The following is a 13,322-nucleotide window of genomic DNA, read 5'->3' on the forward strand; positions in this document are numbered from 1 at the left end:
GGCGACGTATGCACAGAGGCGAAACTTTCCGGCATCTGCAGAGCTTGGCGCCACAAAGGTCCTAACCTCGGATGTCGGCTGAACAACGCGCCATCCAAACATCCGGAGACTGCACACAACGCCAGAGGCTGAGTTGCCCTGATCTTTCGATCCGTTGAAATGGGGTACGCAGCCACAATCATCCAAGAGACATCGTGGCCTTCGTCAGTATCTCTCAATTGCTGACAATCCCATTCATAGAGGCAGACGATTCTACCCCTCTAGTTCCCCCGCGCTTTACGCTTTTCGGACACTTGGGCGCGTGCTGTTGCCCTAAATTACCCTACCGACGGACGGCCCCACACCAGGCAAGGAGTTAAAACCAATGGCGATGCCAAAAGGACCACAAGCGTTTCCCCGGGCTGAATATCTGCGACGGCTGTCCGTAGTTAAGGCGGAAATGGAAAAACGCGAGATCGATGCCTTATTGGTAAGCACTTCGGCGGATATCACCTATCTTTCCGGATACACTGCCAAATCTGGCTACATCCCGGAAGCGCTGATCGTTTCCTTGAAAGATGAGGAGCCGACCTTTGTGACGCGCCGTTGTGATGCGCCGGGCGCTGTTCATCAGATGTTCTTCGATAGCAATCGAGTTATTGGCTATCCAGAAGCGCTTATCGCAAACCCTGACAAAGATGGCTATGATGCAATAATTGATTTCCTGCATGAAGGTGGCCTTGCGGGGCGGGTGGGGATGGAAATTAAATCCCTCAGGCCGGAATCGGTAGAGAAATTCAGGACCCGGATGCCGGACGCCAAAATCGTAGATTTTAGCAAAGCAGTCGCTTGGATCCGGCTAATTAAATCCGACCTTGAAATCGCTATGATGCGGGAGGCAGCGGCGATCACTGATGCGGGAATGTTGCGAGCGGTAGAGGTAATCCGGCCCGGCGTTAGAGAAGCTGATGCTGCGGCAGAGATCATCTCGACGTTGATCCGAGGTGCGAATGGCAAGCCAAGCACGGATTTGTCGCACTTTCTTTTATGTGCTTCACCGCGTTCCTCCACGCCGCATATCAGGTGGGCAGAAGATGTTTTCCACGACGGTTCGCAGATCAACCTCGAGTTTAGCGGCGTGCGTCATGGGTATACCTCTGGGCTGATGCGAACTCTGTCAATCGGCAAATCGTCGGAGCAGTTGCGTCGAGTGCACGAGGGAGAGGTAGCAGGACTGGAAGCTGCGCTTGCCGCGGTCAAGCCAGGTGCCACTTGTGCCGAAGTCGCTATGGCTTTCAATAAAACGCTGAAAAAGCACGGTTTTGCGAAAGAAACCAGATGCGGCTACGCCCAAGGAATCGAGTGGCTGGAACCAACGGCGAGTCTCAAGGAAGATGACCTGACCGTGCTTCGGCCGAACATGACTTTTCACCTGATGCTCGGAAACTGGATAGACGAAGACTTCGGCTATGTGATCAGTGAAAGCTTCCGCGTGACCGAAAGCGGCGCCGAAACATTCTCTCGCTTGCCACGAACAATCTTCGAAATCTGATTACAGTTTGCCGCGCACCTCCCATCTTTGAAAAGAAGATCGGGCGGGCGGAGCGACACTACGCGGGACTCAGCGTTCACGCGAGCACGTAGCGGCGGATCACTTCCTTGATCGTCGCCAGCCGCCTGTCTGCTTCCTGGTCTTCCAGAATGCTCTTGCCGAATGACACTTCGACCGTATAGGCCGTGGCTACGCTGAACCAGCACTGGCTCGATAGGGAGATCCACAAATCAGCTGGATTGAGGTTCTTCCGAAACACGCCGGTCGCCTCGCCGCGGGCAATAATGCCACCCACGAGCGTCATGAGCTTGTCGATTGCCAATTCTGAGCGCGGCACTGAGCGCAAATTGTCGCCATGATGGAGATTCGCGATTCCAACCAGCACAAGGAACCCAGGATTTTTCCGATAGTAAGTGAGCGTGAACTCGCATAGCTGATCGAGCGCGACCATCGGGTCGGCGGAGATTGTGAGCACGGCTTCGGCCTCGCGCATTCGCCGATAGGCGTTGACGAGTACCCTCTGAAACAACAGTTCCTTGCGCTCAAAATGGCGATAAACTAACGCCTTGTTCACTCTGGCCGCCTTGGCGATACTTTCCATCTTCGTACCGCTCAGGCCATTCGCGACGAACTCCGCCTCGGCAGCGGCCAGAATGGCGGCGCGCGTGCGCGAGCTCTTTTCCGATATGCCATGACCTTCAGCGACTTGCGGCTGGCCTACGTTGGCACGTGCTACGATCATACGTTTGCCTTTCGAATCGGACGAAAACTTAGTTTGTTTCCTAAAAGAAAACTGCGAGGCCTGCCCATAATATGTCTTGCCAGACCATACAGCATTGCTTACGGTAACGGAAACGTTATCGTTACAAAGCGGTGAATGAGCAGGCGCATTCGTGTGCATCGGACGTCGGTGGCACATTCACCGACAGCATCGCATACGACGAGGCTACCCAGACCATAACGGTTTCCAAGGTGTCGACCACGCCTGTCAATCGTGCGCAGGGCACCGTGACCGGGCTGAAGCGGGCTCTTCTTCTGCAGGGCGGCACCGGGAGTGAGGTCGTTTACGTCGGCCATGGCATGACCACGGCGACGAACGCCGTCATTCAGCGCAAGGGAGCGCGCACGGCCTTCGTGACCAATCGCGGCTTCCGTGATATCCTTCTGATCGGCCGGCAGAATCGACCGACACTGTTCGACATTACAATCGTCCGCCCGAGCAACTGGTACCGCGGGACCTCTGCTTCACCGTCCGCGGTCGTCTGGCGCCGGGCGGCACGGAAATCGAGCCGCTCAACGAGGCGGATGTGCATGAGGTCGCCGCTGCGATCAAGGCGGCCAATGTAGAGGCTGTCGGCGTCCTGTTCCTGCACTCCTATGCCAATCCGACTCACGAGGAGCGCGTACGCAAGATCCTCGAAGAGTCGCTTCCTGGCGTCGCCATCTGCATCTCCACCGAGATCAATTCGGAATTCCGCGAGTACGAGCGGGCGTCGACGACGGTCCTGAACGCCTATCTCCGCCCCGTTATGCAGAAAATACCTGGAGTCGCTGCACGGTATGCTCGTAGATGCGCGGGAGGGGCTCGCGCTTTCCAGCGAAAAGCCAATGATGGTCATGGACGCGGCAGGCGGTCTCATGAGCCTCGACAGCGCGCGGATAAAGCCAGTGCACACAGTCCTGTCCGGGCCGGCCGGCGGCGTCGTCGCCAGTGCCCATGTGGCCCAACTCGCCGGGATTCCTGACATCATCACCATGGATATCGGCGGCACCTCGACCGACATCAGCCTCATCCGCAACGGGCGCCCGGAAATCACGCGTTCGGCGAGCCTGGAGACAGTGCCTATCCGGCTACCGGTCATCGATATCAATGCAATCGGCGCGGGCGGTGGCTCAATCGCCTGGATCGACGACGGCGGCGCGTTGCGCGTCGGTCCGATGAGTGCGGAAGCCGTGCCGTGGCCAGTCTGCTACGGCCGCGGCGGGATCCTGCCAACCGTTACCGACGCCAATCTCGTGCTCGGTCGCTTCGACGAGAAGTCGCGACTCGGTGGCGATCTCGGTCTCGATCTGGCGGCTGCGCGCAAGGTTATCGAGGAAAAGATCGCCAACCCGATCGACCATCATCCGCTCGCAGGTTGCTAAGGCGAACGCGCATCTCGACCATGACGGCGTGCGGCAGGAAAAGCGCGACATCGAGGTCAAGATCGACGTGCGCTACCTCGGCCAGAGCTACGACCTGCCGATCCTCGTCGACATAACCGATAAGCATTTCTGGGACAAGCTTCCGGACAACTTCCACGCCGCCCACGCTGCACGCTTCGGCCATGCGGATCCCTCGAACCCGATCGAAATCGTGGGTATCGGCGTGACCGGCATCGGCCGGATCGACACGCCGGTCTTGCCGAAGCTCGCCGAGGGAATGTCGCTACCGCCTCCAGCCGCACTCAAGGGATCGCGCAAGATCTATTTCGAGCCGTTCAATCAGCTCGAAAGGGGCGAATTCCAGGACGCGCCGATCTACGATCGCGCCGCGCTTCTGGCCGGCAACACGATTTGCGGTCCTGCGGTGGTTGAGGAAATCTCGGCGACGACCATTCTTTATCCCGGCGACCGATTGACCGTCCATGTGTCCGGCAACATGATCGTTGAGGTTGCGCAATGACCGGGTTTGATCCCCTCCGCCTCGAAGTCCTCAAAAACGGCCTTGAAGCGACGGCTCAGGAAATGGGTGTCGTCCTGAAGCTGACATCATTCTCGCCGAACATCAAGGAACGCATGGATGCCTCCTGCGCGATCTTCGATGCCAAGGCGCAACTCGTTGCGCAGGCTGAGCACGTGCCCGTCCATCTGGGCTCGATGCTGAGGGCGGTTGGTCCGACCCTCGCCCTCATTGAACCACTGGCACAGGGTGACGTCGTCATTCTCAACGACCCCTACGTCGGTGGCGCGCATCTGCCCGACATCACGCTAGTCGCTCCCGTGTTCGTCGAAGGCCGCTGCATCGCCTATGTCGCAACCCGCGCGCATCACTCCGACGTCGGCGGCATGGAGCCGGGCTCGATGCCGGGCCGCTCGACCGAGATTTTCCAGGAAGGCCTCATCATTCCGCCCGTTCGCCTCTATCGTCAGGGTACCGAGCAGACCGACATTATGGCAATGATCCTCGCCAACGTGCGGACGCCGGAAGAGCGTAAGGGCGACATCAACGCCCAGCTCGCAGCGCTCCGGATCGGCATTCGCCGCATTGACGAACTGGCCCATCGCATCGGCTCTCAAACGCTCGAAGACGGCTTCGCTGCCATTCTCGACTACACGGAACGTCGCGTGCTGAAGCGGCTAGCCGAACTTCCGAGCGGCAGCTGGACGTCGGAGGACTGCCTCGACGACGACGGCTCGAGCGACGATCCGGTCGTGATCAAACTGCGCGTGGATGTCATGCCTGATAAGATGGTGCTTGACTTCACCGGGTCTTCGCGCTTGCGGCGCGGTAACATCAACGCCGTCCAGGCGATGGTTCATTCATCGGTCTTCTACTCCATCAAGATCCTGATGGACCCGACGCTGCCGCCGAATTCCGGCGTCATGCGCCCGGTCACGATCCTGATTCCTGAGGGCTCGTTTCTCGACGCAAAGATGCCGGCCGCCGTTTGCGCCGCCAACACCGAGACGACGCAGCGTCTGGCCGACACGGTACTGAAGGCGTTCTCGCAATTCGCGCCGGACCGGATCGCCGCCGCGAGCCAAGGGACGATGAACCTCGTCGGCGTCGGCGGTCGACCCGCGCAACGGCAAACCGTACACTTACATTGAGACAATCTGCGGCGGCCAGGGCGGGCGGCCGATGGGCCCTGGCATGAGCGCGGTGCACGCCAACATGTCGAACACGCTCAACACGCCGATCGAGGCGCTAGAAATCAGCTACCCGATGAGGGTGGAACGCTACGAGCTGCGCGAAAACTCTGGGGGAGAAGGCGCCAATCGTGGCGGTGACGGCGTCATCCGCTCGCTGCGTGTCATCGGGCACGAAGCGCGTGTCTCGTTGCAGACCGATCGTCGCCGGTTCAACCCCTATGGCCTGCATGGTGGCATGGTGGGGGCGACAGAACGCAATTGGATAGAAAAAAAGGGAGAGCTCACGAGGGCGCCCAGCAAGGGAACGATGACCCTCGACGCTGGAGATGCGGTCATCCTGGAAACGCCTGGGGGAGGTGGTTGGGGAGCTCCGACCGGTAGAAGAGAACCGAAGGAATGAATTTGAAGGGCTTTGACATTGCCGCAGCGAAAATCCGGGCGCTGTCGTTCATGGCCGTTTCGCAAGCGTTCTCGGCTGCGGCTCACACACCGACCGGGTGGTGTTTGGCCACGAAACAGCCCGACAGCTCCGAGGGCAAGACACACAAAGTCTTCGCCGAACAGGTCGAGGAGTATTCCGGCGGCGATCTCATCGTCACTGTCCATCCGTCTGAGCAACTCCACAAGGAGAACGCAATCGGGCTCGAATGCGCTCGGTGCGACCGAGATTTTCCAGGAAGGCTCCGCTTGCCGTTCTTAAGCTCTACGACGGCGGCGTCCTGAACGAGGCGATCTGGGAGATTATCGGCTTCAACGTCCGCGTCCCAGGTATTGTCCTAGGCGATCTGAAAGGCACAAATGGCTGCCTGCACGGCCGGTCGCCGGTCCTTCATGGAGTTGCTCGGGCATTATGGCCTGACGGAAATCCTTGCCTACGCGGAGGAACTTCATAATTACGCCGAGCGGCTCACGCGCGCTTAGATCACCGAGCTACCCGATGGCGTTTACACATTCACCGATCACATCGACGGGCTCGGCAAAACGCCCGAGCCGATCATCATCAAGTTGGCGGTCACGATCAACGGCAATCGACTGTCGGTCGACTTCGCTGGATCGTCGAAGCCGGTCAAGGACGGCATCAACACCCCGCTCCCCTTTACCAAAGCAAGTGTCTATACCGCGCTGCGCTCGGTGATGAAGTCGGAAATACCGAACTGTCGCGGCTTCGAGCGCGCCATAGTCGTCGCCGCGCCGCTTGGCACCGCCGCAATTCCGTGCATCCCGCGCCCTGCGGCGCGCGCGGAATTACCGGCTACCGAATTATCGATGCGATGTTCGGGGCACTCGCGGCTCCGTTGCCCGATCGCTTCACCGCCGACGGGATGGGCGGATCGAGCGTCCCGACCTTCGGTGGCTGGCATAACGGCAAGCCCCTATGTCTTCACCGAGACGGTCATGGGCACCTGGGGCGCTGGTCAGTCGCATGATGGCCAGGTCGGGGTACCGCACATGGGCGCAACCAGGCGAATGTGCCGATCGAGATGATCGAGGCGAGTTACCCCTCCGCATCCGCAACTACGGCACGGTCTCCGACACCGGCGGTGCCGTCGCCAGCGCGGTGGCAACTCCTTCATTCGCGAATATGAATTCCTTGGCGAGGATGGCATTTTGTCGCTGCGGTCCGACAAGCTCGCCTTCCCGCCGCATGGTCTCTTCGGTGGTGAGGTCGGTGCCGGCCCGGACAGCACGTTGTCGCGCAAGGACGGCGCGAGCGGATCCGCCTGCCGGTGCTCGTGACCGAGCCCTATGAACTGCTGAAGGGCGATATCTTCCGTCACGTTTCGCCGTCGGGCGGTGGCTATGGCGATCCGCTCGATCGATCGCTCGACGACATCCGCTACGATCTGCTCGAAGGCTACAGCATGCGCGCTCACCTTGAGGCGAAATACGGCGTGATCTTCACCGACGGCGAGGTCGATGCCGCCAAAACGTCTGCCGCGCGTGCCCGCTTGCGCAGCGAGCGGGCAATAGCCCAGGCAAAGAGCACCCAGGGCGTCTCGGCTCGTGGCGCCGCCCCTAGGCGATCGGCCCGAAATACCGGCAGACGTGCTCACCCCCCGACTTAAGGCACCCCAAAATCTGTTCCGTGAACAATCTCGCTCCTAGATGACTACGATATACAAACTGCGTTTGACGCACGTTGTTGGCCGATTGATGGTCCTCTGTAACGAATGTGCGGCGGCCAACCCAGCCAGGACTTGATAGATGCAGAAGTTTGAAAATTTGAGAGAATTGCAATCTGAGGTCGCCGGGTGGCGACGTCATCTGCATCAATACCCAGAGCTCGATTATCGATTGCATAACACGGCCAACTTCGTTGCAGAGAAGCTGGCTTCTTTCGGTATCAATCACATCGAAACCGGGATTGCTGAGACTGGGGTCGTCGCACTGATCCAAGGCGAAGGCGGAGAGGGTCCGACTGTCGGCCTGAGGGCAGATATGGACGCCTTACCGATTGCAGAAGCATCAAACAAGCCGTGGTCCTCCCGGGTGCCCGGCAAGATGCATGCCTGCGGCCATGATGGCCATACAGCTATGCTTCTTGGGGCAGCAAAGCATCTTGCTAAAACGCGGAACTTCAAAGGCACGGTCGCCTTGATCTTCCAGCCAGCTGAAGAAGATGGGCGAGGCGGTCAGAAGATGGTGCAGGAAGGGATTATGGACCGCTTTGGCATCTCACAGGTCTTTGGCATGCACAACTCGCCGGGTCTCGACGTCGGGAAATTCGCCATCGCTGATGGGCCAATATTGGCTGCGCTCGATGAGTTCGATATTACGATAAGGGGTAGAGGGGGGCATGCGGCAATCCCACATCTTACAATCGATCCGGTCGTTATTGGAGCGCAGATCATTCTCGGGCTGCAGACCTTGGTGTCTCGCTACACAGATCCCACGGAATCGCTCGTCATTTCCGTCACAAAACTGAGCGCCGCGCAGGCCTACAACATCATCCCCGATACGGTCGAGTTGTCGGGCACTGTTAGGACGCTGCTGCCGAGCATGCGAGACTTCGTCGAGCATCAGATTCTGGCGTCCGCTCGAGGCATCGCGCAGGGGTTCGGCGCAGATGTTGAGCTGAAATACCGGCGCCTCGAACCGATGACCATCAATCATACCGAGCAGACTAGTCTGGCAGTCGCGGCTGCTCGAAACCTCGTCGGCTCGGGTGCCGTGAATGACAAGGTCAAGCCTCTAATGGGCTCAGAAGATTTCGCCTATATGCTCGAAGCGCGGCCTGGCGCGATGATATGGCTCGGGAACGGATCGACAGCAGCCGTACACAACCCGGCTTACGACTTCAACGACGAAGCCCTCCCTTACGGGATTGGCTACTGGATAAGCCTCGTCGAGACGACATTGAAGGCATGAACCCCTGTAGCTGACCACTGCCCAGAATTGATCGGAGCGGTAGTCAAGATCCAGAGCCATCGACCAAACTCTCGACAAAGATAACGTGGACCCGGATGGGTGTCTGGCAAACGGCTCGGAATGAGACCTTGGATGCATGGAAAGAGATGTCTGACGCATCTCCAAATGCGCGCTCGCTACTCTCAGGCCAAAGCAGCGGGTGGACGTGTCCATCTGAAAACGCGATAGTGCCGTCCCGGACTCTATATTGGCGAACTCTGCCCCAAGTAGCGCATACTTAGCGTTCAGCTGGTGTGTGCGCCCATCAATGGCTCTAAATGAATCGAGCGAAGTGAAGTGCAGATCAAAGACGTCCTTCTTGCGCCTGGCAACGGCGCGTTCTTTTATGACGATCAAGCTGCCATTAGGTCCGGCGCGACCCAGGACGGCTTCATCTATGTCGGCACACCGACTACGCCTGGGTTTGATCGAATTCGCATTCCGGCATCGTCGCTCAGTGTCGGGCTGGTTCTTACCGACGAAACCGTCGTTTGGGGCGACATGATGAACGTCCAGTACTCCGGTGCAGGTGGACGCGGCCTTGTGTTCGACACCAATCAAATCTCGGATCTTACCTCACGCGCTGTCGTACCGCGGCTTCTTGATGTCGATGCCACTCAGTTTCGTGATTCCTGCACGAACGCTTTTCAGCTCGTCGAACATCGGCGTCTACCTCTGGCTATAGAGTATGGCGTCAGCCAAGCTCTTCTTCGCGCAGCCGCCCATCTCCACCGTAAGACGATGGCAGAGATCATATGTAGTGAGTTCGGGCTGCAGTTACCCACGTCCCGAGTCCCAATTTACTGCCAGAGCGGTGACTCGCGAGAAATCAACGTCGACAAAATGGTTTTGAAAGCCGTGGATGTGCTTCCCCACGGTCTGATCAACTCACGGCAGAAATTCGGCATCGACGGGCAAGCCTTCATGGAGTTCGTGAAGTGGGTTGCAACGCGTACGCGCCAAATCGGCCGCCCGGGGTATCATCCGGTGCTGCATTTCGATGTGTATGGCTGGATCGGCCAGGAAATCGGCCTGGAGCCGCAAAGCATCGCCGACTTTATCTGCAAGGTTGCAGATACGGTCCCGGATTTCACGCTCAACATCGAGTCCCCGGCGGATTTTGGTTCGACGCAAGCTCAAATTGAGAACTACGCCAAGATCGTATCGATCTTGGACAACCGGGGCTCCAACGCACGCCTTGTCGTGGATGAGAGATGCAATACGCTTGAAGATATTCGGCTCTTCGCAGAAGCGAAAGCCACGCATCTTGTCCAGATCAAGACGCCCGATGTCGGTTCAATTGCCGACACAGCGCGGGCCGTTCTCCTCTGCAAGAAAAACAAGGTCGGAGCGTATGTCGGAGGAAGCTGTACCGAGACAGATCTCTCCGCCCAAGCTTCTGTCCACGTATCCGTGGCAACCCAGGCCGACATGATGCTTGCAAAGCCCGGAATGGGTGTCGACGAGGCATTCTCAATTGTCGGGAACGAACAAAGCCGGTTGCTTGCGATGCTGGACCGTCGCCGGTCTCAAGCCATAAACGTTGGATGAAAAGCACGGTGTCGCATGCAAAACGCTCTTGAGGGGATCACTGTCGTAGCCGTGGAGCAGGCCGTGGCCGCGCCTTATGCATCGTCTCGCCTTGCCGATGCCGGCGCCCGGGTGATCAAAGTCGAAAGGCCCGAAGGGGACTTCGCGCGCAACTACGACAAACTGGTGCGGGAACAGAGCGCTTACTTCGTCTGGCTCAACCGGGGTAAGGAGTCGGTCTGTCTGGACCTGAGGTCGGAGGCGGACCGCGCCGTCCTGGACACGCTCGTTGCCAGTGCTGACGTTTTTATCCAGAATCTGAAGCCGGGCAGCATCGAAAAACTGGGTTTCGGGTCTGCGGATCTCCGTCGTCGTTTTTCGCGGCTGATCACCTGCGACATCTCTGGTTTCGGGGAGAAAGGCCCGTATGCCCATTTGAAGGCTTATGATCTCATCGTCCAGGCTGAAACAGGTCTGTGCGCGATCACCGGCACCCAACAGGGACCGGCGCGTGTAGGGGTCTCGGTTTGCGACATCTCGGCGGGCATGACGGCGCATAGTGCCATTCTTCAGGCACTCTATTACCGCGAGGTTACCGGCAAAGGGACCAGCATTCAGGTGTCACTGTTCGATGCCGTCGCCGACTGGATGAACGTGCCGGTTCTGCAACATGACTATAGCGGCTACCACACGGCACGCGCTGGCGTGAAACACCCGTCGCTTGCGCCGTATGGCGCCTATCGTTGTGCCGATGGCAAAGACGTCATCTTTTCGGTTCAGAATGACCGCGAATGGGTAAATTTCTGCGAGAAATTCCTGAAGCAGCCGGCGCTCACGCGCGCACCTGGTTTTGCCGATAATATGGAGCGCCTCGGTCACGGGGCGCAACTTGATGAGATCATTGAACTGCGTTTTTCCGAACTATCCTGCCACGAAGCAATGCAGGAGCTTGAGGCAGCCGGTTTGGCATATGGCCGACTGAACGAAGTGGCGGATCTTTCAAAGCATCCCCATCTTCGCAGGGTCGAGGTCGTCACACCCGAAGGAACTGTCGAGACGATAGCGCCTGCGGCGATCTTCAACTCGGAGCGCCCCTCGCTGCGCCCAGTGCCGGGTCTTGGCGCGCATACAGAGACTATCCGGGAAGAGGTTCTGGGGCGTTTGCGCGATACGGGCCACGTTTCTGGCAGCTCTGCGGTCTCGGCCATGCGGGAAAATACCAAGCGTTGCGCGGCCGAGGGGCTAGCGAAGGAAGTCGGGCGGCTCGGGGCCCAGCCCTTAACCATGAGATCATCACCTGGAGACCCAGAGGACCTTCTCCGGCCGCCGGTGTCATATATTTCCCTCCTCGCTGTACCACCATGAACCAACTTACGAGACGGCGCTGAGCGTCGTTCGCGCGGCGCGGGAGAGTGTTTCATTCAGGACGACCTTGCGAGCGGCGAAGCAGCGCGGTTTCCTAGGGACGGGCCATCTGCAAACGCGATGATATCGTCCAGAATTTTATATTGGCGAACTGAACACCACGTCGCGCATACTCGCAGCTAGCGGGACAAACGCCCGCCCGCAGAGATATGCTCCGGCGCCTGCAATAAGCGAAATGCCACATCTTACCTTCGATCTCGATGTGACTGGCGTGAGCATGGGTCCTGCTGGTGAATGAGGAAGCCTCGCTTGGTCCTTTGGTTGCAGACCCAGACCGCTGAAGCACCGGAAAAACCTGCTCTCGCTGCCGGGGAAGCCCGCATGAGTGGATCGAGCGATCTGGCATGATGAGAAGTCCTGAGGACCGGCTTTTACGTTTGGCATGAGAGAGGTGCCGCGCACTGACCAAGGTAATTCGGCAACAGTGAAGCATGTATGCGCTGTTAAATGCCATATACAAAGTTTATATGGAAAATAGTACCTATAAATGTGCAAACGTTCAATTTGTCCAAGTAAAATTCGAGACATAGTTGCATAAAAGCAACGTCTAATTTATATAGCTCTGAAAGATAAACTTTGCCCTTGCGCAAATGGGAGCCATGGGTAGCTTCGCGCTGCGAAGAATGCACTGCGATGTGCGTCCGTTTCGGTCGTCGGGGCAAAGATGGTCGTCAATCGACGTTCTTCCCCTTTTTGTTGAGAGGCACCAGGTTGAGGCCGCGAGACGGCTGCTAGTTCGCATGCGTGCGAAAACGCAATACATCGCAGTTCTCCAAACTTCATGTCTTCAACGCTCTTTCGGCGGCCTGTTGAGGGAATCCTATTGGGAAAGCCACCTATGTCCGGACCGAGTGATCTTGCGGATGAAAAACGCCAGAGCGAGCTTTCAAGCTTTGTCTTGAAGGAGGTGCAGCGCATTCTTGCCCAATGCGATGAGGCAAAGCAGGGCGACAAGGCTGCTGGCGCGCTTTCGGGTTCTCCTTCCGACAACTCGACCGCCGTGGTCGCCGAATTTCTTGGCAGACTCGAGGCCGAAGCAGCGCGACGGCTGGATGCTCAGGCGTGTGAGATCGCTTCGCGACCGCGGCCCGCCGATCATCCCCTTGGGCATCCGCTTCTGAAAGATCATCCCAGAGAAGGCGCCCGCATTGCTGAGTGGGCCGGTCCAGTTGCGGGGTCGACGCATCTCGAGAGACGTTTTGGAATACCGCGGTCAACGCTACATTGGTGGCAGCGGCACAATGATGTGGTTGCCTTTCGCAGAGGCTCCCGCAAGCATGTATTTCCCCTGGCTCAGTTCATCGACGGCAGGCCTATGCCCGGAATCCGGGAGGTCCTTTCCTCGATCTCCGATCCCAGACTGGCTTGGCTGTGGCTGATCAGCCCGTCGCCTCTGCTCAAGGGTCGTGTTCCTGTCGAATTGCTCAGGGAAGGCATGAACACAGAAGCTGTTGCGTCGGCCGCCCAGGCTATTTCTCTGATTGGATCTATCTGACGATTCGTCGGCGTCGTTGGCTGTTCGCGCACGCTCGATGTGGCCGCAAGCAGTGAATGTGCCAATTGTGCGGTTTGT

At 58.3% G+C, this 13,322-nt stretch carries 9 protein-coding genes and 5 pseudogenes; 13 read left to right on the top strand and 1 reads right to left on the bottom strand.

Translation table 11 applies throughout. The annotated features are described in order from the left end of the window. The first annotated feature begins 364 nt into the window (after window positions 1-364). Window positions 365-1,531 carry a Xaa-Pro peptidase family protein gene (locus EN874_RS29875; protein ID WP_126101834.1) on the top strand — a complete coding sequence of 389 codons (1,167 nt, stop codon included), beginning with the start codon at window positions 365-367 and terminating at the stop codon, window positions 1,529-1,531. Between the two features lie 76 nt (window positions 1,532-1,607). Here EN874_RS29875 and EN874_RS29880 read toward each other — a convergent pair whose 3' ends face one another. Then, entirely contained in the window at window positions 1,608-2,273 is a 666-nt protein-coding gene (locus tag EN874_RS29880) for a TetR/AcrR family transcriptional regulator (protein ID WP_126101833.1), read from the bottom strand. 131 nt (window positions 2,274-2,404) lie between these two features. On the opposite strand from EN874_RS29880, the pseudogene EN874_RS34890 reads away from it, so the two are divergent. The 12 genes and pseudogenes from EN874_RS34890 to EN874_RS29915 all read left to right on the top strand — a co-directional run. Further along, a pseudogene (locus EN874_RS34890) lies at window positions 2,405-2,683 on the top strand (hydantoinase/oxoprolinase N-terminal domain-containing protein); the annotation flags it as partial. A gap of 110 nt (window positions 2,684-2,793) precedes the next feature. Continuing rightward, window positions 2,794-2,898: pseudogene (locus tag EN874_RS34895) on the top strand (hypothetical protein); the annotation flags it as partial. A gap of 193 nt (window positions 2,899-3,091) precedes the next feature. Beyond that, entirely contained in the window at window positions 3,092-3,676 is a 585-nt protein-coding gene (locus EN874_RS34625; RefSeq protein ID WP_245460083.1) for a hydantoinase/oxoprolinase family protein, read from the top strand. 28 nt (window positions 3,677-3,704) lie between these two features. Further along, on the top strand, window positions 3,705-4,196 hold the full coding sequence (locus EN874_RS34630) for a hypothetical protein (protein ID WP_245460082.1): 492 nt from the start codon (window positions 3,705-3,707) through the stop codon (window positions 4,194-4,196). 62 nt (window positions 4,197-4,258) lie between these two features. Beyond that, window positions 4,259-5,786, top strand: a pseudogene (locus tag EN874_RS29890) (hydantoinase B/oxoprolinase family protein). Further along, complete coding sequence (locus EN874_RS34090; protein ID WP_210211891.1) at window positions 5,783-6,109, top strand: hypothetical protein; 327 nt, start codon at window positions 5,783-5,785, stop codon at window positions 6,107-6,109. Before EN874_RS29890 ends, EN874_RS34090 begins: the two are co-directional and overlap by 4 nt. Before the next feature lie 108 nt (window positions 6,110-6,217). Continuing rightward, a pseudogene (locus tag EN874_RS34100) lies at window positions 6,218-6,871 on the top strand (hydantoinase B/oxoprolinase family protein). Between the two features lie 242 nt (window positions 6,872-7,113). Then, on the top strand, window positions 7,114-7,452 hold the full coding sequence (locus EN874_RS34110) for a hypothetical protein (protein ID WP_135897370.1): 339 nt from the start codon (window positions 7,114-7,116) through the stop codon (window positions 7,450-7,452). Between the two features lie 139 nt (window positions 7,453-7,591). Beyond that, window positions 7,592-8,755, top strand: coding sequence for a M20 aminoacylase family protein (locus EN874_RS29900; RefSeq protein WP_126101832.1), 1,164 nt, complete (start codon window positions 7,592-7,594; stop codon window positions 8,753-8,755). Window positions 8,756-9,091: 336 nt separating this feature from the next. Continuing rightward, window positions 9,092-10,345: a methylaspartate ammonia-lyase gene (locus tag EN874_RS29905; protein WP_126101831.1), complete on the top strand. Its 1,254-nt coding sequence runs from the start codon at window positions 9,092-9,094 to the stop codon at window positions 10,343-10,345. Window positions 10,346-10,360: 15 nt separating this feature from the next. Then, window positions 10,361-11,494: pseudogene (locus tag EN874_RS29910) on the top strand (CaiB/BaiF CoA-transferase family protein); the annotation flags it as partial. A gap of 1,093 nt (window positions 11,495-12,587) precedes the next feature. Continuing rightward, complete coding sequence (locus EN874_RS29915) at window positions 12,588-13,244, top strand: hypothetical protein (protein WP_127229476.1); 657 nt, start codon at window positions 12,588-12,590, stop codon at window positions 13,242-13,244. Window positions 13,245-13,322: the final 78 nt, after the last annotated feature.

The sequence above is a fragment of the Mesorhizobium sp. M1D.F.Ca.ET.231.01.1.1 genome (assembly GCF_003999155.2).
Classification (GTDB): Bacteria; Pseudomonadota; Alphaproteobacteria; order Rhizobiales; family Rhizobiaceae; genus Mesorhizobium.